5 protein-coding genes are annotated in these 23,133 nt (G+C 64.0%); all 5 read right to left on the bottom strand.

The window, feature by feature from the left end; genetic code table 11:
- Genes NWV16_RS12050 through NWV16_RS12030 form a run of 5 tightly spaced genes read right to left on the bottom strand, consistent with a single transcriptional unit; the run spans position 1 to position 23,102 of the window.
- A complete protein-coding gene (locus NWV16_RS12050) occupies positions 1 to 216 on the bottom strand; it encodes an MbtH family NRPS accessory protein (RefSeq protein ID WP_260523200.1) in 216 nt (71 codons plus the stop codon).
- A complete protein-coding gene (locus NWV16_RS12045; RefSeq protein WP_260523199.1) occupies positions 213 to 896 on the bottom strand; it encodes a hypothetical protein in 684 nt (227 codons plus the stop codon). The genes NWV16_RS12050 and NWV16_RS12045 overlap by 4 nt, the downstream gene beginning before the upstream one ends.
- A complete protein-coding gene (locus NWV16_RS12040) occupies positions 884 to 9,988 on the bottom strand; it encodes a non-ribosomal peptide synthetase (protein ID WP_260523198.1) in 9,105 nt (3,034 codons plus the stop codon). Before NWV16_RS12040 ends, NWV16_RS12045 begins: the two co-directional genes overlap by 13 nt.
- Positions 9,985 to 14,097: an amino acid adenylation domain-containing protein gene (locus tag NWV16_RS12035; protein ID WP_260523197.1), complete on the bottom strand. Its 4,113-nt coding sequence runs from the start codon at positions 14,095 to 14,097 to the stop codon at positions 9,985 to 9,987. The genes NWV16_RS12040 and NWV16_RS12035 overlap by 4 nt, the downstream gene beginning before the upstream one ends.
- A complete protein-coding gene (locus tag NWV16_RS12030) occupies positions 14,094 to 23,102 on the bottom strand; it encodes a non-ribosomal peptide synthetase (protein ID WP_260523196.1) in 9,009 nt (3,002 codons plus the stop codon). The genes NWV16_RS12035 and NWV16_RS12030 overlap by 4 nt, the downstream gene beginning before the upstream one ends.
- Positions 23,103 to 23,133 lie beyond the last annotated feature (31 nt).

The following is a 23,133-nucleotide window of genomic DNA, read 5'->3' as shown; positions in this document are numbered from 1 at the left end:
TTATTGGAACGACACAGTGGACGGCGACAGGCTTTCGCGCAAAGAGCGCGGGCGCATGTCGACCCAGTGTCGATTGATGTAGTCCAGGCAGACCTGACGCTCGCCACGCATGCCCGCCGCGCTCCAGCCGCTGGCCATCGGTTTGTCCGTCGGCCACAGGGAATACTGCCCCTGAGCGTTGATCACCACATCGAATTGCTGCTGTGCATCATTCATGTCGTTTCTCCTGTCGAGCGCGATTGCAGCGGGGCTAGGTGCCGGACCAGGCCTTCTGCGAGATGGTTGAACAGCCTGCGCCGCTGATCGTCGGCCTGCGCACAGGCCCACACACAGACCCGCACCGACGCGGCGCAAACCTGCGCGTAGGCGGCAGCATCGTCAGCCGCGAAGGCCCGGGCCGAAACCTCGGCATTCGCTGCGGCATGGGCCTGAGCGAACGCCGTAGCACTGGCCTCGGTATTCAATTGCGCGTAGTACGTCGCGAACGCCTCGGCATCGCCAAAGTGCTCGGCGATCATGGCCGTATTGGCCGGTGCGAGGCCGTACGTCATCGCACTGGCGTGGGCCTGGGCGTAAGCCGCGTCGTAGGCATAGGCCCGTCGATACAGCGCCAGCCACACCGGTTTGAGCGCGGCCCGCCATTCACCCTGGCGCCCGGACAAGCCGAGCGCCGCCCGTTGATGCAGGCTTTGCAAAGCGAGCAACGCTGGCCGATGCTCCGGCAAGGACTCACACACCATCGGCAAGACCACTTCGGTCTGCCAACGATGAACCTGCCGGAGCGAAGGCGTTTCGTCGAAGCCGCACATCCGCTCGCGTTGGGCTTCGGGCCGGTCTTCGCACAGCACCTGCATCACGATCGGCAACCAGCGAGGCATCGAAGTCACTTCATCCATATCGACGCCTCATCGGCACCGATCATCTCGGCCAGCATCCGCGCCCAGCGGCCCGCCACGATGCCGTAGTGATCGGTATCCAGCCGCTGCCAGCTCTGCAATTGCGGCAACAATGCCTGCCAGCGGCGTTGCAGGTCATCCATGTGCCAGGCATTGCCCAGACCATAGGGATTGGCATGTCCGGCGATGAACATCCGCACGGTTGTGATCGTCAATGCCGGCGGCACGAAGTCGACCATGCTGCGCATATTGTTGCGGCAGCACACCGTCAGCCGCTGCAGATAAGCCTGACGTTCTTCGGACATCGCCTGCCCTTCGCCATCGGGCCAGCGCTGGGCGAACTCACGCTGGAACACCTGCTCGATGGTCTGCTCATCGATATCGGCCAGTTCCGCTCCGGCATCCGGCGCAGGTGGATCGATCAGGTACAACAACGGTTGCCTGAAACCGTCTGCCTGGGCCTGATGACACAGCGCCTGCGCCACCCAGGCTCCGAACGACCAACCCGCCAGACGCCAGGCGCAGCCGTCCGGAAGGTGCGCCTTGATGGCCTCCAGATACAGGCGCGCCCGCTCGGCGATGCTGATGTCCGCAAGCTCCGGCATACGCAACGCAGGATCGGCGATCACACACACGCCAAGACCCGCCGGCAGCGCCGAAACCAGTTCCCGGTAAGCCTGAACATCGCCACCCACCGGGTGGATCAGGTACAACCACTCGCGGCCGGCACCGGTGTGCCACTGATCCACCCGGACTGCACCGTTCCAGTCCGGCTGCGTGGTCGCCAAAGCCTCCACCGTGCAGGCGGCCACCAGCCCCAGCACTTCACTCAGGCTGACCTTGTGACTGAACTGCGACAACTGGAACACCTCGCCGGTGGCCGCTTGCAGCTCGTCGATCAGGTCCAGCAGCGTCAGCGAATCCGCACCCAGCTCATACAGTGAATCGTCGTCCTCAAGCTCAGCCACCCCGAGCCATTTGCACAGGCATTCACGCAGGCGCACGGAAAGATCCTCGCCTCCCGGTACTTCGACCGGCGGGGCCACGGCGCCATGGCGAACCGGATAAAAGCGCCGCGACTGGTCGATACCGGTGGTGGACACCAGCAATTGCGGCAACTGCGCCGTCATCGCCAGATCGAACACCCGGCCCCCCTCTTCGGCGGACATGCCGACCTTCAGATGCTCCTGATGCGCAGCGTCCCCGCCGTTGCTGGTCGTGGCCATGCCGATGTCGCGCCAGATGTCCCAGTTGATGCCCAGGCGCAGGCAAGCATTGGCCGTGTCCGGACGGTAATGTGCAAAGCCGTCGAGCACACCGCTGGCCGCCGAATAATCCAGATGCCCCGCACCGCCGAACAGCGCCGACATCGACGAGCAATACACAACGAAGCCCGGCGCGAGCTGCTCGATCAAGCTTTCGACCGCGAGCATGCCGCGGGTCTTGGCGGCCATCGCTTCGGCCATCTGCCGGGGGTCGCGATGGCGAATCAGACTGCCCGCGCCGACACCTGCCGCATGAATCACCCCGGTCAGTTGGCCGTAACGTCGGGCCAGTTGATCGAGTACCTGCGGCCAGCGCGACAGATCGGCGATATCCGCCTGAAGGCAGTCGATTCGCGAGATGTATGCCGCCAGATTTGCAGGCAATTCACCTTGGCGGGAGAGCAGCACCACGCGCCGCGCAGGGGCCTGCAACAGATGTTCGCAAAGGGTTCGACCGATCCCGCCAGTACCACCCAGCACCAGAAACGTGCCGTCCTCCGGCAACAGGCTGGAGGTCGTCGCACTCGGCAATGGATGAGCGATCAAGCGTGGCTGCCACAAGAAACCGTCGCGCACCGCCATCCGCCGAGGCAGCGTCGCCGGGTTTCCGAGCAAATTGGCCAAAACCCCGGCCTGCTCACCAAGGTGCGGCGACGGCCAGTCCAGCCAGTGACAACGCACCGGGTATTCCTGGGGCACCACTTCGGTAATCCCGGCCAGCGCTGCCAGCTCTGGGCGTCGGACCTCGCCGTCCACCGGGCAGGCCTGCCACGACATCAACCACAACCGCAGCCGGGTCGTCCGTGCGGTTTGCCCCCACGCCTGCATCAGCGCACTGACCGTGTCCAGACAGGCCCACTGCGCCAGATCCAGTGACGGCTCGTTGACCGCGCCGGATACCGCCAGCGGCAGGGTGTGGAGCCAGTCCAGCTCGTCGGTTTCAGACGCTGTGACCTCGCTGAGCAAACGGCCCAAGGCTTCGGTGTCCAACGGATCCAGTTCGAAACGATCTGCGCCGAGGTGCTTGAAACCATTGCCCGGACGCACTTGAATCACACGTCGATAAACCCCTCGCAGGGGCTCCAGCAATGCCGCGCCGGGGGCTTCATGGCTGCAAAGAATCAGCGTTTCTCGCTTGGCATCCGATGCCTTCACGCTCAGGCGCCGGACGCGCACCCACTGCCGCTGGTGGAACCACTGCGCCAGCGGCAGCCGCTCGATGCCTGCCGAAACGGGGACAACGATTTCGTCAGCGGATTGAAACCGGTAGGTCTGGAGATCAAAAGACGATGGCGACAAATCCCAGGGCGGCGGCGCCGAGCGCTGCGGCCACTGGATATGGGCGCCCTCGTACCAGGCCTGCAGCAATGCCTGCGCTGAGTGATCACGGACGATCAGTTGTCCACCCGGCGCAGTGATTTCCTTGATCGTTGTCGGCTGCAAGGGAATTTCGTCACCCGGTTGGCAGACCATTGCGAAGCGCCAGCGCAGTTGCCGGCGACCTGACTGCAAGTGTCGTAACAATGCGGTCTGCTGTTGCGGATGCGCTTGCAGATACGTTCTGATCACCGCGATATCGCGTAGCAGTTGCGCTCGGCTATGGGCCGAGATCATCAGCAGAGGCAGCGTTTGCTCGGTCACGTCCTGCACCTTGGGTGCAGCACCGACAATCACATGGGCATTGGTGCCACCAATTCCGAAACTGCTGACACCCGCCAGACGCCGCCGCCCTTTCGGCCAGGGCCGCGACGTGGTCGGTACGTAGAACGGCGAATGCTCCAGATCGATCTGCGGGTTGATCCGTGCAAACCCGAGGTTTGGCGGCAGCACGCCATGGAACACCGCAAGGCTGGCGCGAATCAGTCCGACCACCCCCGCCGCCGCTCCCAGATGGCCGATCTGGCTTTTCACCGAGGCCAGCGCGCAATGGTCGGACGGTGCGTCGCCAAAGGCCTTGGTCAACGCCGCGACTTCGATCGGGTCCCCGAGCAGCGTGCCGGTGCCGTGGGCTTCGATGTAGCCGATGTCTGCACCGGTCAACCCGGCGCGGCTCAAGGCCTCGCTGATGACCGCACTCTGTCCGGCTACCGACGGTGCGGTGTAGCTCATCTTGGCCCGGCCATCGTTGTTCAGCGCCGAGCCTTCGAGCACCGCGTAGATCCGGTCACCCTCCGCCCGCGCCCTGGCCAATGGCTTGAGCACCACCACGCCATAACCGCTGGCGCCGATGGTACCGCTGGCATCGTCGCTGAACGGACGGCACAAACCGTCGGCGGAAAAGATGTGCTGCGAGCGATGACGATAGCCATCGCTCAGGGTCGGATCGATCAACACCCCGGCGGCCAGCATCACGTCACTGTCGCCCTGGCGCAGCATCGAACTGGCCATGTGTACGGCGATCAGCGAACTGCCGCAGGCCGCCTGCACGCTCAGGGCCGGACCGTTGAGGTCCAGGTGATACGCGGCCTTGGTTGCCAGAAAATCCTTGTCGTGATGCAGCGCCATCTGGAAACCGTCCGGCAAATCGCCTTCGCGGGTCTCGCGCAACATCTGCTGGAAGTACGTGGTTTCGCCGCAACTGGCGATCAGACCGATGCGCGGTCCGTCCGCCGACGGGACAATCGCCGCATGTTGCAGGGCCTGCACACAGCCCATCAACAGATGCCGCTGTTGCGGATCCATCAGCCGCGCTTCCTGACGGCTGATGCCGAAATATTCGGGATCGAAGTCAAGCATTCCGGCCAGTTGGCTGCGGGCGCCGACCAGACCTTCTTCGGCGGCGAAACGTTCGATGCCCAGCCCGTTGCCCTGCACCATCGCCCAGAACTCGGAAAGGTTTTGCGCCCCGGCTACATTGACCGACATGCCGATGATTGCCATCGGCTGGTGACCTGCATCGGTTTGCCGGACACGCTCCACCGCTGCCCCCGAAGCCGTCGACAGATGCGCCGCCAGCCGCCGTACCGTGACGTGTTCGAACAGATCGGCCATCGTCACCTTGTGCGGCAGCTCGTCGGCGTAACGGCCATGCAAACGCATCAGGCCGAGGCTGGTGGCGCCGGCCTCGAAGAAGGTCTGTTCCGGCTCGATGTCACGACCGATCACCTCGCGGAACAACTCGCTCAATTGCCCTTCCAGTGCCGTCAATTGCACAGGCAACTGTGGCGTGCTGCGCCGCTCCAGTGCCTCTCCCAGCGCCGGCAAGGCCTTGCGGTCAATCTTGCCGCTTGGGGTGCGCGGCCAGACGTCGAGCCTTCGGTATTCATCGATCCGCACATGGGCCGGCAGACTCTGCGCAACCTGACGATCGAGTTGTTGCGCTGTCGCAGGTTCGCCGTCGAGCTGCAGCCACGCGATCAGGCGCGCAGGTTCGGCCTGAACCGCCACCACCGCATTGACCACTTGCGGCACCTGCATCAGCGCCGCTTCGATCTGCCCCAGTTCCAGACGATGACCGCTGAGTTTGATCTGCTGGTCATCGCGGCCCAGATAGTGCAGACAGCCTCGGGCATCGGCCCACGCCAGATCGCCGGTGCGGTAATGCAAGCCCCCCTCTTGCAGCTCGACAAACCGCGAGGCATTCAGCGCAGGATCGGCCAGATAACAACGGGCAACCATCGGTCCCGCCACCAGCAGATAACCACGACAGCCATTGGGCACCGGGCGATCAAACTCATCGACCAACACCATCCGGGCATTGCCGACAGCGTGGCCGATCGGGGCACGCAACGGCCAGTCACGGGGCACCGCAGGCAAGCGCAAGGCGCTGATCACATGGGTCTCGGTCGGGCCGTAGTGATTGAACAGCGAAGCGTGCGGCATTGCACCGAACCAGTGGCGAAGCGCGTCGGTACACAGCAACTGCTCCCCGGCGGTGATCACTTCGCGCAATGCCGACGGGTAAATGCCACGGGCCACGGCGGTTTGCGCCAGATGCTGCAACGCCACGCAAGGCAGGAACAACCGTTCGATCCGCGCCTCGACCATGTAATCCAGCAACGCCTCGGCATCCTGACGCCAACGCGGCGTGATCAGGTGATAGCAACCGCCCCCGCACAGGGTGCTGAAAATCTCCTGAAACGACACATCGAACGACAGCATGGAGAACTGCAGGGTCACCGACTTCGCCGGCAACTGCCCTTCGTTGCGCTGCCATTGCAACAGATTGCACAGGGTACGCTCCGACACTTGCACCCCCTTGGGCGTGCCGGTCGAGCCGGAGGTAAACAGCGTGTACAGCGGTCGTTCGCCGGCATGACGCGGGCGCTCGAACGGTCCGGCATCGGCGTGCAGATCGACCCGGTGCACGGGGAACCGTCCCGCGTTCAGCCCCTCCAGCACTGCGGCGGTCGCCTCGTTGAACAACAGGCAATGCGGCTGCGCCTGCTCCAGCACCTGACGCTGGATCGCCGCCGGGTAAGCGGGATCCAGCGGCACGGCGGTCAGGTTGAGTTTGGCCAGCGCCAGCAAGGCGACGATGTGTTCCACCGAGGCATCGAGAAACAGCACCACGTGCAGCGGCGCGCTTGCGGCCGGCAACGGATGACGCTCGATCAATGCGGCGGCCAGGGAATCGGCCAGCGCATTCAACTCAAGATAAGTGAGATGGCGTTGACCTTGAACCAGCGCAGTGGCGTCCGGTGTGCAATGCACCTGGTGCTCGAACCAGTCTGCGAGGGTGTTGAACGGCAGCTCGGCTATCGGCCCTTCACTGGCTGCCGGCAGGCCGCGTCGATAAGGCCCCACCAGACTGTCGAGAGTCGCCGTGGGACTTTCCAGCAACAGATCCAGCCCCCGACGGAACAACGCATTCACCGTGTTCATCTGCTCGGCATCGAAATGGCTGCACTGATATTCCCACCAGCATTCCAGCTGCGAACCGCTGCCCACCATCAACAACGTGAGCGGGCACTTGGCGTGCAGATGCTCGTTGAATTCCAGCGTGGCGTGCAGGTTCGAATCGGCCAGGGCAGCGTAATCGGTGTTTTCCAGCACAAACATGAAATCGAACAGCGCGGCGCTGGAAGACAGCCGCAGGTCTTCGACCAGATCCGCCAGTGCCACGTCCTGCAGTGCCAGCACCTCGCGCACGACACCGGTCTGGCGCTGCAACTGTTCGCCCAGGGGCAGTGCGTGGTCTAAGGCGGTGGGAATCAGCACGGTGTTGGCAAACATGCCGACGCTGTCCTCGAACTCCGCCAGCGGCCGATTGGCCACCGGGCTGGCGATCCGCAGCCGCTCGCCTCCGGTCAGGGCGTACAGGCTCCAGGCGAAGACACTGAACAGCACCTCGAAACGGGTCAGTCGCTGTTGCGTGCAGAACCGTTCAAGGGCCGCACTGCGCACCGCCCCAAGGGGTTCGCGGTGCAATCTTGCGTCCGGGCTGAGTGCGCGCATCGGCATCAACGCGGGGGACGGCTCTTCCCGTTGACGGTGCAACTCGGCCAGGGCACGACGCTGGTCGCGGTAATGCGGTTCTACACTCCACTGCCGCTGCCACTGAGCGAACTCCAGCGTCGTCAGGCGTGTCGACGGCTCCGGGCTGTCGCGACCTTGCACCACGTCCGCGTAGAGCCGCATCAAATCGTCGAACAACACGTTGACCGACCAGCCATCGACGATGATGTGATGCAGGTTCAGCAACAACCGACAACTGCCATCGGCGAACGGCAACAGCCAGGCCTGAAACAGGTTCGGTGTGGTCAGGTCGAACGGCGCAGCAAAGACCAGCTCCGCAAAGGCCTTCCAGTTGGCTTGGGTAAAGTGCCCGAGCGCAAAGGTGCGACAGACCGGCCCCTGCTCGGCAATCACCTGATCAAGACCATCGGCACCCGATGCGAACGCCGTGCGCAAGCCCGGATGGCGCTTCACCAGGCGGTCCACGGCCTCGCCCAGTGCCGCGACGTCGACGCCGACCGCCAGATGCAGAATCAGAGGCACGCTGTAAGCGGTCGAGGTCGGCGAACGTTGCTGCAACAGCCACAAGCGCCGCTGTTCAGCGGTGGCGGGCAAGCGGCGGGCGCCACTGATCGAGGGTGCAGGTGGATAGATCGAATCGCGATGCGTCTCGGCGACCAGTCGTTCGGCCAATGATGAGAAAGACGCGTTGAGCAGTGTGTCGAGGGCCATCTCGCACTGCCAACGGTTGCGAATCGCCGACCGCAGGCGCATGGCCTTGAGCGAATCGCCGCCACTGCCCAGCCAGTCGTCCTGTGCGCTCAGGTTCGGTTGACCGAGCAGCGAGCGGACCTGATTCAGCAGCCAGGCCAGCGCTGGCGAAGCATGATCGTTTTCCAGGGTGGTTACCACCGGGTGCCATGGTCTCAATGGCTGAGCCAACAAGGCGTCACGATCGATCTTGCCATTGGCCGTCAGCGGCAGACGCTCCAGCAGGAACAACTGATGGGGCCGCATGTACGGCGCCAGTTGTGCCCGCAAATGAATTTCGAAGGTGTGATAGTCCAGCTCCCCGCGCGGCACGATGAATGCCAGCAACTGATGATCTTCCGCCGCCTGACGCCGGGTGCAGACGTAGACCTGCGCTACGCCCGGATGCTCCAGGATCCGTTGCTCCACCTCCCCCGGCTCGATGCGAAAACCACGAATCTTCACCTGACGGTCGATCCGGCCCAGGTACTCGATCAGACCTTCGGCATTGCGCCGCACCAGATCGCCGGTGCGGTAATGCACTTGCGCGCCATGGTCGAGGCCGGGCAACCGGACGAACTGGCGGGCCGTTTCTTCGGGCCGGTTGCGGTAGCCACGGGCGACGCCGCTGCCACTCAGATACAACTCGCCCACCTCCCCCACTGGCACCGGTCGCTGCTGCTCATCCAGCACCCACACCCCCGTGTCCGGCAGCGGTCGGCCGATGGGCGCCAGGTTGCCGGCAAAGTCGCGCTCGATCGGCCAGCACAAGGCAAACGTGGTGCATTCGGTAGGGCCATAGACGTTGTGGATCCGGCATCGGCTTTCGGGATTCGCCCGGTACCAGGCACGGACAGCGGCGGCGCTGATCTGCTCGCCGCCGATCAATACCTGACGCACGCTGGAAAAGCACGACGGCCATTCAGCAATCAGGGTGTTGAACAACGACACCGTCATGAACAGGTTGTCGACTTGCGTGCGCTCCAGCACCTCGGCCAGTCGGCGGGCATCCAGCACGTCTTCGTCGGCGATCATCACGCAGCAGCCACCGTTGAGCAGCGGTGCCCACAGCTCGAAACTGCACGCGTCGAACGCCGGGTTGGACAGGCAGGCGAACCGGTCTGTCGGGCGAATCTCGATATAACCCGTGGTGTGTGCCAGGCGCAGCAGGCCACGCTCGCCAACTTCCACCGCCTTGGGAATGCCAGTGGTGCCCGAGGTGTAGAACAGGAACATCACCTCGGCGAACTCGTCCGCCAATGCTTGCGGCGGACAGTCCGGCTGGTCGAGCAAGGCCTCGACGCCGGATTGCCACATTGCAGGCGACCATTGAGGTTCTTCCTCCAGGGTCATCAATCCCACACACGCCGCATCCGCCAGCATCAGCTCCCGGCGTTTGCGCGGACTGGCGCGGTCCAGCGGCACGACCACCGCGCCCGCCTTCAACGCACCCAGGATTGCCGCCAGCCATTGCCAGCAGCGCGGCATGCACAACGCCAGTGACTGGCCGGGCTCGACGCCGCGTGTGCGCAAGCCTCGGGCAATGCGCTCGCTGGCGCTGGCCAGTTCCGCGTAAGTCAGGGTCAGTACCCCGTCGATAGTGGCCGGGGCGTGCGGATTACGTTGCACTTGTTCAGCAAAACGCGCGAGCAATGGCATCTCTTTGGCTGCATTCATCATTTCGCCTCCTGCGCGTCGAAGCGTTGCAGCTCATACCGAATGATCTGCGAGACCCGATGGATTTCCGCACTTTCGAGCATGTCCCAGTGCCCGCCGCTGACCAGTTTCGCCAGATAGCCGCTGCCGGCTCGACGCCGCCAGAAACCGCGCAGCTCATGCAACTGATGGCGGCTGAAGTCTTCCCGAGCCTGAATCAACACCACACGACCGGCGCGTGGCGCGCACTCATAGGCGGCCATGGCCAGACGGTTGTGGTTGTAGATGTGGAAATAACGCTCGACCTGGGCGTCTTCGATGCCGGGGTACATGCCGTTGAAACGCACCAGCTTGTCGCGGAACTCGGCCATGTCCACGGTGCCGATCTGCTCGCGGAAACCCGGATCGTCGCTGCCCTGGGTGTCGAGCAGCACCACGGTCACCTGTCGATGTCCGGCGGCCGTCAATCGTCGCGCCATTCCATACGCCACCAATCCTCCGAACGACAGGCCGGTGAGAATCAGCGGTTGCGCCGCCAGCGGTTCGATCAGTCTCAGATAGGCTTCGGCCATCGCTTCAACCGTCGGTTCGGTGCTCTCCCCCGGATTCAGTCCCGGTGATTGCACCCCGTAAACGCCGGCCTCATCGGGCAGAACCTTGGCCAGCGACAGGTAACAGAACGCCGTGCCGCCTGCCGGGTGAATGCACACCACATTGCGCTGTCCCGCACCACGACGGAACTCGATCAGGTTGCCCTGCGCCACGGCCGGGTTCGCCCCGACCCGCAACCAGCCGCCCAGCGCCTCGATGGTCGGGTAGCTGAGCACCACGCGCACCGGCATTTGCACCGCAAACACCTGGCTGATTTCGTGGGCCATCTTGATAGCGGCGATGGAGGTGCCGCCGACATTGAAGAAGTTGTCGCGAATGCCGATCTGCGGCACCAGCAGCAGGCGTTTCCAGATCTGGTACAGCGTCAGTTCGATGTGGTCGCGCGGGCTGCTGAGGTTGACCTGACGGTTGACCCTGTCTTCATCCGCCAGCGCCACCAGCGCGGCACGATCGACCTTGCCATTGGCGGTCAGCGGCAAGGCATCGAGCCACAGGTAATTGCCGGGGACAACCGCGCGCGGCAACGTCTGCGCCAGATGAGCCTGTACCGCCATCTCATCCATGGTTTCGGCGACCACACAACAGGCCACCAGTCGCTGATCCTGCGCCGCTTCGCCAACCATCAGCACCACGGCACTGCGAATGCCGGGAAATGCCTCGAGCCGGGCTTCGATCTCGCCCAGTTCCAGACGCACACCGCGCAACTTGACCTGGAAGTCGTTGCGCCCGAGGAACTCCAGTTGGCCGTCCGGGCGATAGCGCGCCAGATCTCCGCTGCGATAGAGGCGATCACCTGCCACGAACGGATTGTCGATAAAGCGCTCGGCACTGAGCTGCGCCAGCCCCAGGTAACCCCGGGCAACACCGACACCACCGATGTGCAACTGCCCGGTAACGCCCACCGGCACCGGCTCATCGCGCTCGTCGAGGACATAAAAACGGTTGTTGGCAATCGGCCGACCAATCGGCAGTTGCCGGGCCGGGACTTCGGCGCCGGGCTCCAGCGTCCAGACGCTGTTGATCACCGTGGTTTCGGTCGGGCCGTAAACGTTGTGCAGCCGTGCATGGGGCAGACGTTCCTGAAAACGTCGGGCCAGGGCGGGCGGCAGTTCACCGCCACCGCTGAACACATCGGTCAGCGTCGTGCACTGGCTGACCTCGTCGACCTCCAGAAACAGCTGCAGCATGGCCGGCACGAACACCAGCGCCGTGACCTTTTGCTCACGCACTTCACGCGCCAGATAGGCCGGTTCGTAATGGCCGCCGGGCCGCGCAATCACCAGCCGTCCACCGGTTGCCAGTGGCCAGAATGTCTCCCAGGCCGAGGCATCGAAACCGAACGGGATTTTGTGCAGCATCGCCCCTGCTTCACCGCAGACCTGCAAGCACCACAGCAGCAGATTGCTCAGGCCCCGGTGAGCGACCATCGCCCCCTTCGGCAGACCGGTGGTGCCGGAGGTGTAGATCACGTAGGCGAGATGGTCGGGAGTGACGCCGACACTGCGCGGATCGAGGTTGTCCGCAGGCAGCGATGCCCAGCTCGCGGCATCTTTTTCCAGATCGAGAATCGGCGCTTCCCAGGTCGAACCTTGTATGGCCTGACGCAATATTCCGTACGCCGAGCCGAGGGTCAGCAGCACCGCTGGTGTGCTGTCGCCGAGCATGTGGCTCAGGCGCCCGAGTGGATAGTCCGGGTCCAGCGGCACATAGGCGCCGCCGGCCTTGAGCACCGCCAGCAGCGCCACCGGCAGCTCCAGCGAACGCTCGATGCACACCGCCACGGGCACATCCGGGCCGACACCCAGAGTGCGCAAATGCCGGGCCAGACGATTGGCCCGGGCATTGAGTTCGGCGTAGCTCAGAGATTGGCCCTCGAATACCACTGCGCAAGCCTGAGGATTGCTCGCGACCTGCGTTTCGACCAGTTGATGCACGCATGGCGCCGGTTGCATCAGCGGCTCGGTGCGGTTGAAGTCGACCAGCACCCGCTGACGTTCGGCCTCGTTCATCAAGGGCAAGGCATTGATCGGCTGCTTGGCGTCGGCGGCGATCTGTTCCAGCAGATGACGGTAGTGCCCGCTCAGGCGTTCGATGGTCGCGACGTCATAGAGGTCGGTGTTGTATTCCACCAACAGGTCGAGCCGGCCTTCCCGCTCGAACCACTCGAACGCCAGGTCGAACTTGGCCGTGGCGCTGCTGGTGCTGTACGGCGCCAGCGCCAGACCGGGCATCTGCACGCCGCTGCCGGGGGTGTTCTGCAACACCAGCATCACCTGGAACAGCGGCGAATGGCCGGGATCGCGCTGCGGGTTGACGGCCTCGACCACACGGTCGAACGGCACGTCCTGATGAGCGTGGACATCGAGCATCTGGCCGCGTAAGTCGCGCAGCAGCTCGGCAAAGGTCTGCTGCGGATTCAAGTGCTGGCGCAGCACCAGCGTGTTGACGAAATGGCCGATCAGCGGCTCGACTTCCGGACGGTTGCGGTTGGCGAACGGCGTGCCGATGCACAGATCCTGCTGCCCGTTATGACGCCACAGCAGCACCGCCAAAGCGCCCAGCAACACATTGAACAGCGTGCCCTGGGTCTGCCGGGCCAGCGCCGTCAGCTGGCGCAGGGTGCCGCCATCAACGCAAGCACTAAACGTGGCGCCGACGTAACGCTGCACCCGCGGTCGCGGCCGGTCGGCGGGCAGGGTCGACAACAGCGGCGCGTCGTCCAGGGTGCGTCGCCAGTATTCGAGCTGAGCATCCAGCGCTGCGCCACCCACGCGTTGCTGCTGCCAGCAGGCGTAATCGGCGTATTGCACCGGCAACGGCGCCAGGCTCGGGGTCTCACCGCGCAGGAAGTCGCCATAGAGCATGGCGACTTCCTGCAGGATCACACCCATCGACCAGCCGTCGGCAATGATGTGATGCACGCTGTACAGCCACAGGTATTCGTCGTCCGCCACACGCAACAAAGACGCCCGCAGCAATGGCCCGATGGCCAGATCGAACGGCGCCCGGGCGTCCTGCTCGACGGCGACTCGCACTTGCTGCTCACGCTCGTTGACGGGCAACGGGCGCAGATCCGTCACCGACAACGACAGCGGCATCGACGGATGCACCACCTGACGCGGCTCCCCCTCGACGCTGCAAAACGTCGTGCGCAAGATTTCGTGGCGGGCAACCAGTGCATTCAGCGCCCGCTCCAGCAGCGCCACGTCCAGCCGCCCCTTCAGCGTCACCGCCGTGGGCACGTTGTAGAACGGGTTGCCGGGCTCCAGTTGATCGAGAAACCACAGTTGCCGTTGCGAAAACGACAATGGCCAGTCCGCGTGCTCGCCGGCACGACGAGGAATCGCCATGTCATCCCCGCCACCGAGCAAGGCAATCAGTGCCTGCTTGTGACGCTTGAGCGCCTGGGTCAGCTCTTCGGTGAGAAACCCGCGAGGCGCCTTGCAGCGCAACTTGTCGCCATCCACCTCGAGCACCACACCATGGCGAGCGAACAACGCCAGCAATTGATCGGCATTCATACTTCGAACTCCTCCATGTCTTCGTCGTCCAGGCTTGCAGTCGCAGGCTCGATGGCAAAGGCCTCGACCGTTGCGCGGTACTGCTCATCGGCCGTGCGCCGTCCGCCGATCATCGAGTAGATCAATGCATGACTCGGCCCGAGGTCGAACAGCGTTTTCAGTGGCTGTTCCTCGACCGAGCCGATACCGCACAGGCCGAGGCCGTGTTCGACGGCGGTCATGCTCAGCAACTGCGCCATGGCGCCGCTTTCGATGTGGCAGAAGTCGCGGCTACGCTCGCCATACAGCGGGCGGATCGCTGCCATGTCGGCGATGAAGAACAGCGAGAACGCGGCGTTCTCGTACACCGGACGATTGACGAAATAGTCGTAGGTGTCCGGGTCGAGCCATCCGCTCTGGAGGGCCAGCAAACGGTGCTGGCGAGGGTCGTAGTAATAGGCGCCACCGGGCACGCCGAGCACGCGATCCGGCTTCACGTAGAGGTAGGCTTGAATCGGGTACAACCCGCCCGCCGACGGGAACTGGTATTTCACCTCCCCGTCGAGTTGCCCCTGCGCCAGTGCGGCCAGCAGATGCGCAAAAGCCTGGGTGGCGATCGGTTGCGGATCGTATTGCCGCACCGAGCGGTAATCGCTCAGACGCCTTGCGAAAGCCGGGTCCTGCGGCAAGTCCAGTGCCACCTCCGGCAAGGCTTGAGCGAAGGCCCGGCGACCACGTTGCTCAGCCTTGAACTGCGCCCGCTGTTGTGGATCTTCGATGATGTCCTGCGGGGTCTCGCAGATCTGCTGAACATTGCCGAGCAGATCCTGCCGCGCCCGGTGCTGGCGATACATGCCAAGCAGATGCAGCAACGTCGGCTGGGCCAGCAGTTGCGCCACGTGCGGGCGGAACTGCAAGGCGCCGGACAAGGCGTTGCTGATCCTGACGATATCGATCGAGGTCGCGCCGAGGTTCAGCAGGTTGGCATTGGCGGCAATGGATTCGCACTTGAGCACACCCTTCACGATGTCCACCAGTTGCTGTTCCTGCAGGCCCTCGACTTGCAATGCAGGCCCTTGTTCTTGCGCTTGTGCCGGTTCCGGCAGGCGCTTCTTGTCGACCTTGCCGTTCGAGGACAACGGCCAGGCTTCGACGAAGGTGAACGACGACGGAATCATGTAGGCCGGCAGCTTGTCTGTCAGGTAGTCGATGAAGTCACCGGCCTGCAACGCCGGGTCGGCCTTGAGCACATAACCTGCCAGACGCTTCTCGCCCAGCGTGCTGCCCAGAATCCGCACCACCGCACTCTGCACGCCGGGATGGCGATTGAGCGCGGCTTCGATTTCGCCCAGCTCGATGCGATAGCCCTGGACCTTGACCTGATTGTCTTCGCGACCGAGGAATTCGATGTTGCCGTCAGGCAGCAAGCGACCAAGGTCACCGGTGCGATACAGCCGCTCACCCGTCAGCGGGTGATCGAAGAAACTGCCGGCGCTGAGTTTCTCGTCACGCCAGTAACCCTTGGCCAGACCGATGCCGCCGATGTACAGCTGACCCGCGACCCAGGTCGGACGAACCTGTAATGCTTCGTCCAGCACGTAGAAGCGCTGATGATCGAGAGCCTTGCCGTAGGGAATGCTGCGCCAGGCCGGATCGACGTGCGTCACCGGATAACAGATCGACCAGATCGACGCCTCGGTGGCGCCGCCCAGGCTGATCAGTTGCAAGCCCGGCTGCAACACCCAGGCCCGCTCGGGCAAGGTCAGGGGAATCCAGTCGCCCGACAACATCGCCACTCGCAGGCTGGCGGGCAATGCACCGCCCTCGCCCTCCACGTACTCGACCAGCATGCCCAGCAGCGCCGGCACCGAATTCCACAGGCTGACCTGATGACGCTTGATCAATTCAAGCCAGTGCGCCGGATCGAGAGTCAGTTGCGGGTCGAGGATGACCACTGCCGCGCCCACCGCCAGCGTGCCGAAGAAGTCATAGACCGACAGGTCGAAACTCAGCGAGGAAATCGCCAACACCCGGTCATTCGGGCCGACGGCAAAACGCCGGTTGATGTCGAGCAGCGTGTTGACCGCACCGCGATGATCGATCACCACGCCTTTCGGCTGGCCGGTGGAGCCGGAGGTGTAGATCACGTAGGCGAGATCGCTTTCGTTGACCTGCACCGGTTGCAGTGGCAGGACTTCGTTCAGGACTTCATCGGTCACCGCCATGGCCGTGACCTGCGTCGGCCATTCGATCCTGTCGAGCCATGCCGGTTGGGTCAGGGCCAGACTCGCCTCGGCGCGATCCAGAATATGTTGCAGCCGTTCGGCTGGCTGAGTCGGTTCAATCGGCAGGTAAGCGCCGCCGGCATACAGAATCGCCAGGGTCGCGACCACTTGCTCCCAGCCGCGCTCCATCACCACCGCGACCAACCGGTTCGGCACCACGCCCTGCGCTTGCAGGCGGGCGCCGAGTTGTCGGGCCTCATTGCGCAACTGGGCGTAGGTCAGCTGTCGCGCTCCGATCACCGCCAGTGCGTCCGGCGTGGCCAGAGCCTGGCGTTCGAACAGTTCGTGCATCAATGGCAGCGTTTGTTGATTGTCGACCGGTGCCGGCAATTGCGCTCGCGGCAGCAGTCGAGGTGTATTCGCGCTCCAGGCCGCCGGCTCGCAGAGGCTGTCGAGCAGCGTGTTATAGGCGGCGAACATCTGCTCGATCAGGCCTTGCGGGAACAGTTCGTCGATGCTGTCCCAGTTGAACAACAACCGTCCGTCCAGCTCCAGCAAGGTGTGGTCGAGCCACACCTGCGGCGTCTGGGTGATGCTGTGCATGTGTCGGGCGTTCAATGCGTCGGCCAGGTTGAACTCGGCCAGTTCCGGCGCGGCTTCCGACAGCGTGCTGTTGAACACGATCGGCATCGCTGTCTGCTGCACGCCCCGGGCCTGGGACAATTCACGCAGCACCCGCACACCGCTGACCACCGAATGGTCGATGTCGCGCCACAGTTGCGCCTGCACGGCACGGGCCTTGTCAGTGAAGCTCCGCGTGCCGTCGATGCCGATTTCCAGCAGCACCAGCGAGGTGAAGTCGCCGATGATTTCGTCGACATCCGGGTGCAGCGGCATGCGGTTGAACAGCGGCAGGCTCAGGGTGAATCGCGGCGTGCGGCTCCACAGCGCCAGCACTTCGCTGAACGCGGTCAACAGCATCACTGACGGCGTCACCGCAAACTGCTTGGCCACGGCCTTGAGCTGCGCCCACTGCGCCGCCGACATGTCGCGGTCGCGACGGGTGAAGTGCGGGTTGGCAATGCTCTCGGGCTGGCGCACCAGCGGCAGGTCCGGCGCCGGGGCCAGAGTGGTCACCCGCTCGCGCCAGTAGCCCAGCGCCTGCTCGTAACGGCGGCCGTTGCGCAGTTGCTGTTCGGCCAGTACGTAGTCGCGGAAAGTCAGGCCCGGTTCCACCAGTACCAGGGTCGGGTCGACATAGAACGCCATCAGTTCGCGCGCCAGAATCTGCGTACTCGCCGCATCGACGATCAACGCATCGAGGCTGATGTGCAGATGCGTGATGCCGTCATCGAGCAGCGACAGGCTGAACTCGAACAGCGGCCAGCGACTGGCGTCCAGCACCTGATGGGACTGGCGTTCACGGATCGCTTGAAGCAGGCGTTGCGCCTCTTCGCCGGGCAGGCCGCGCAGGTCGTTGCGGGGCATGCGATAGGTCGGCACCTGTGCCAGCACCTGTTGCGTGCCGTCGCTGAGGAAGATCACACGCAGCATGTCGTGGCGCTGGATCATGCGATTCAACGCCAGCTCGAAACGCTCGGCGTCGAAGTCGGGAATACGCAGTTCTTCATAGCCGTGGGCACTGACGCCGCCGAGGCTGACCGTGGCTTCGCGACCGAACCAGTAGGCCTGCTGAATATCGGTCAGGGGGAACGGTTGATGTCGATGAGTGCGATCCGGCTCGATCTGGATGAACCCCGGTTCGATGCTCTGATCATCACGCGAGACCTGCGCCGCCAGATCCATCAACACAGGCGTCTGGAACAGGCTGCTCAACGACAGTTGCGCGCCCATGCGCTGGTTGATCGCGTAGATCATCCGCGTCGCCAGCAACGAATGGCCGCCGAGATCGAAGAAGTTGTCGTGGATGCCGACCCGCTCGCACTTGAGCACTTCGGCCCAGATATCGGCCATTTGCCGTTCGATGTCGTTGCGCGGCGCCTCGTAAGTCGCCCCGGCGCTGCGCTCCGGCGCCGGCAGCGCCTGTCGGTCGAGCTTGCCGTTGCGGGTCAGCGGCAATTGCGAAAGCCGGACCCAGGCACTCGGGATCATGTGTTCGGGTAACTGGCGTTGCAGTTCGGCACGCAAAAATTCGCTGGTCGCGGTGCCGACCACATAGGCCACCAGACGCTTGTCCCCGGCCACGTCCTCACGCATCAACACGGCGGCTTCCTGAACGCCGGGCTGTTGCTGCAACAGGCTGTCGATCTCGCCGAGCTCGACGCGGAAGCCGCGCAATTTCACCTGATGATCGATGCGTCCCAGGTATTGCACGTTGCCATCAGCCTGGAGTTTCGCAAGGTCGCCGCTGCGGTACATCCGCGCACCCGGTTCGTCGCTGAACGGGTCCGGCAAGAAGCGTTCGGCGGTCAGGTCCGGGCGGTTCAGGTAACCTCGGGCCAGGCACGCACCCGCGATGTACAACTCGCCCGCCACGCCGACCGGCACCGGATTCAGATGCTCGTCCAGCACATATATCCGCGCATTGGCGATGGGCCGGCCAATGGGCGGCCTGTCCGGCCAGGCCTCGGCATCGCCGCAGTCCAGGCTGTACTGGCTGACCACATGGGTTTCGGTCGGCCCGTACTGGTTATGTAACTGCGCGCCGCCGAGCCCACGGACAAACCCGCGCAGCTCGTCATTGATCTGCAGGGCTTCGCCGGCGGTGATGATTTCGCAGCCACCGGCCGGCACAGGCGCATCGGCTTCGGTCAGGCCGGCGAGTTGCTGCAACACGGCAAATGGCAGGAACGCCCGCTGCACGCCTTCGGCCACCAGGGTCGGACGCAGCGCGGCGAGGTCCTTGCGGCTGTCCTCGGTCATCAGCAACAGGCTGCCGCCCTGGCAAAGGGTGCTGCAGATTTCCTGAAAAGAGACGTCGAAGTTCAGCGAGGCGAACTGCAGGACGCGCTTCGGTGTTATGGCTTGATCGAGCTGCCAGGTGATCAGGTTATCCAGCGCGCGACGGTTGTGGGCCACGCCTTTGGGGCGTCCGGTGGAGCCCGAGGTGTAGAGCACGTAGCCGAGGTGTTCCCGGCTCACCGCAACGTGCGGATCATCCGCCGAGTGTTGGGCCCATTGCGCTGCATCAGTGTCCAGGCAGCAGATCTTCGCCTCGTTGAATGGCAGCCCGGCCATCAGGCTCGATTGCGTCAGCAGCAAGGTCGGCGCGGCATCGCTGAACATGAACGCCAGGCGCTCGCCCGGATAGGCCGGGTCGAACGGCACGTACGCCGCGCCGGCCTTGAGAATCGCCAACAGGCCGATGACCATCTGCGGCGAACGCTCCAGGCACAGGCCGACGCGATGTTCGGGGCCGACGCCCTGTTCGATCAGGTAATGCGCGAGTCGGTTGGCAGCGCGATTCAGTTCGCCGTAGCTCAGTTGCTCACGGTCGGCGAGCAGCGCCACGGCATCGGGCGTTTGCCGGGCAAGGGTCTCGAATCGCGCCATGCAATCGGGCAGTGAAGATGTATCGCGTGAGGTGCGATTCCAGTCATGTACGATCTGCTGGTGTTGCTCGGCGCTGAGCAGTTTGATCCCGGCCAGCGACTGCTCGCTGTCCTCGACCATCTGCGTCAGCACCCGACGCAGGTACTCGCCAAACTGCTCGACGGTTTCGCGCTCGAACAGGCCCGAGGCGTATTCCAGACCACCGACGATCTGCCCGTCACGCTCATGCAACGCCAGTTGCAGATCGAACTTGGCCACGTGATGACTGCTCGCTACCGGGGTGACGTCAAGCCCGCTCAACAACAGATCGGAATCCTGATCCTGCTCCCACGCAAACAGCACCTGAAACAACGGACTGTGGGCCAGGCTGCGGGGCGGGTTGAGCAACTCCACCACTTGCTCGAACGGCAGTTCCTGATGTTCCTGAGCGCCCAGTGCAACCTGCCGCGCCTGTTGCAGCCATTGCGCCACCGAGGGTGTGCCGGACCGGGTCATGCGCAGGGCCAGGGTGTTGACGAAGAAACCGATCAGCCCTTCCAGCTCCTGTTGCGGACGGTTGGCCGACGGCACGCCGATCACCACATCGTCCTGCCCTGACAGGCGCGACAACAGCAGCGAGAAACCGGCCAGCAAGGTCATGAACAGCGTAGTGCCATGCCGCATGCTCAAGGCTTTCAGGCCTGCGGTCAGGGTTGGGTCGAAGACCAGCGGCACAAATCCGCCGAGGTAATCCTGCACGGGCGGACGCTTGTGATCGGTCGGCAACTCCAGCAACACCGGGGCGCCCGTGAGGGTTTCACGCCAATAGCGGTTTTGCTGTTCCAGCACGTCGCCGGTCAGCCATTGCTTCTGCCACACGGCGTAATCCACATACTGCACGGGCAATGGCGGCAGCGGATCGTCGCGATCCTGTAGCGCGGCTTCGTACAGTTGCCCCAATTCGCGGGTGAGCACGCCCATCGACCAGCCATCGGAGATGATGTGGTGCTGAGTCAGCATCAGCACATGATCGTCCGCCGCCAGTCGCGCCAGACTTACGCGCATCAGCGGACCGCGGCTCAGGTCGAAAGGCCGGGCACCCTCCTCGTCGATCAACCGGGCAAGACGCTCTTGAGCATCAGGCCCTTGCAGATCGGTTACGGTCAGTCGAAGGCTGTGCGCAGGCGGTGAAATCTGTTGCCGCCCTTCCCCTTCAACGGTGATGAACGTGGTGCGCAGCGCCCCATGGCGTGCCACCAGTTGATTGAAGCTGCGTTCGAGCGCCGCCACGTTCAGAGCACCGCGCAAGCGCAGGTTCAGCGGCATGTGATACGCCGCGTTGCCACCCTCCATTTGTGCGATGAACCACAGGCGCTGCTGGGCAGACGACAACGTTTGCGCGCCCGTTCGTTCAAGGGCCCTGATCGCCGGGCGAGCCGCAGCCTGACTGGCTTGCAGCCGTTCGGCGAACTGCTTCAGAACGGGGGCGGCAAACAGCGTCGAAGGCGCGACTTCGAGCCCCAGCGCATGCCGAACCTGCGCCAGCACGCGCATCACCAACAGCGAATGACCGCCCAGCGCAAAGAACTGATCCTCACGCCCCACGCGCTCGACACCGAGCACGTCGGCCCAGATCGCGGCGAGCGCGGTTTCCAGCGAGCCTTGCGCAGGCTGGTAATCCTGCTGGTCGAAGGCGTCGACGTCAGGCGCCGGCAGACTCGGTCGATCAACCTTGCCGTTGGCCGTCAGCGGCAACGCCTCCAGTCGCACGAATGCAGTCGGCACCATGTAATCCGGCAGACTGTTTTGCAGCTGTTCACGCAGGGCACCCGGGCTCAGCGTCGAGCCTGGTTTTTCGCAGTAGTAGCCGACCAGTCGCGGTTCACCGGGGCCGTCCTGACGCAGCAGCACCACGCTTTCGCGCACACCTGCAATGTCCGCCAGCCGGGTTTCGATTTCTCCCAGCTCCAGACGCAGACCACGCAACTTGGCCTGGGAATCGTTGCGTCCCAGAAACTCCAGTAGGCCGTCGACCCGATAGCGCGCCAGATCACCGCTGCGGTAAAGGCGTTCGCCCGCTACGAACGGGTTGTCGATAAAGCGCTCGGCAGTGAGCTGCGGCAGGTTCAGATAACCCCGCGCCACGCCGACACCACCGATGTACAGCTCACCCGCAGCCCCCTCGGTAACAGGCTCGCCCTGTTCGTCGAGCAGGTAGATCCGGGTGTTGGGCAGCGCCCGGCCAATCGGCAGGACGCCGTCGGTGCGGCTGTTTTCGGTGAACTCGAAACAGGTGCTGTCGATGCTTGCCTCGGTCACGCCATAGGCCTGGACGATTTGCACCTTGTCGCCGCACAACCTGCGCAGTTGCCGGGCGCTGTGGGCGGTCCAGATGTCCGAGCCGCAGACCACGGTGCTAAGGAACGACAGGTCATGACCGCTCTCTTCGACCCACGCCAGCAAGGGATTGAGCAGCGCCGGCACGAAGTCGGCAAAGCCGATCTGCGCGTCTCGCATCAAACGATACAGGGCCGGCGGGTCCATCAAGGTGTCTCGTGGGCACAGCACCAGCGTGCCGCCGAACCCCAGCGCCCGGATCAGGTCGGCGCTGAACACATCGAAGGAAAACCCGGCCATTTGCAAGTGATTGACCGGCTCGCCCAAGGCATAGAGCTGCGCCCAGGCGGCGCTCACGGCGATCAGCCCGCGATGCTCGACCATCACGCCTTTCGGCTTGCCGGTGGAGCCCGAGGTGTAGATCACGTAGGCCAGGTGCCGGGATGTCAGGCCTGTCGCGTAAGGATCGGGATTGTCCGGTGACAGCGAAGCCCAATGTATCGAATCGCACGGATCGAGCACTGTCGGCGCAAGCGTCGCCTGTTCGAGCGCAGCCATCAGGACTTGTCGCGCCTGACCGTCGGTCAGCACCACCGGCGGTGCGCTGTCGGCCAGCATGTGTGCCAGCCGCGCCTGCGGATACGCCGGGTCCAGCGGCACGTAGGCGCCGCCGGCCTTGAGCACCGCGAGCACACTCACCAGCATTTGCGGCGAACGCTCCAGACAGAGTCCGACCCGCACGTCCGGTCCGACCCCGAAACGGCGCAGGTAATGAGCCAGGCGATTGGCCCGGCGGTTGAGCTCGCGGTAGCTGAGCGCCTCATCCTGCCAACGTACGGCAATCGCCTCGGGGGTACGCAGCACCTGCGCTTCGAACAGACCGTGCACACACAGATCGGTATCGAACGGAATCGAGGATGAAACGTCGGGCTGCGCAGGATTCGTCCCACGCAAGGAAGTGTTGTCGAACATCGGAGGCTACCGTCCATGACTGCTTTGTTGT

It is taken from the genome of Pseudomonas sp. BW7P1 (assembly GCF_024981055.1).
GTDB classification, from domain to species: Bacteria; Pseudomonadota; Gammaproteobacteria; order Pseudomonadales; family Pseudomonadaceae; genus Aquipseudomonas; species Aquipseudomonas bananamidigenes.
The sequence above is the reverse complement of the archived record's forward strand: the minus strand, read 5'-3'. Positions and strand labels throughout refer to the sequence as shown.

Bases quoted from the DNA above. Each gene is read 5' to 3' on its own strand.
- NWV16_RS12050 (WP_260523200.1), bottom strand. From the start codon at position 216: ATGAATGATGCACAGCAGCAATTCGATGTGGTGATCAACGCTCAGGGG.
- NWV16_RS12045 (WP_260523199.1), bottom strand. From the start codon at position 896: ATGGATGAAGTGACTTCGATGCCTCGCTGGTTGCCGATCGTGATGCAG.
- NWV16_RS12040 (WP_260523198.1), bottom strand. From the start codon at position 9,988: ATGATGAATGCAGCCAAAGAGATGCCATTGCTCGCGCGTTTTGCTGAA.
- NWV16_RS12035 (WP_260523197.1), bottom strand. From the start codon at position 14,097: ATGAATGCCGATCAATTGCTGGCGTTGTTCGCTCGCCATGGTGTGGTG.
- NWV16_RS12030 (WP_260523196.1), bottom strand. From the start codon at position 23,102: ATGTTCGACAACACTTCCTTGCGTGGGACGAATCCTGCGCAGCCCGAC.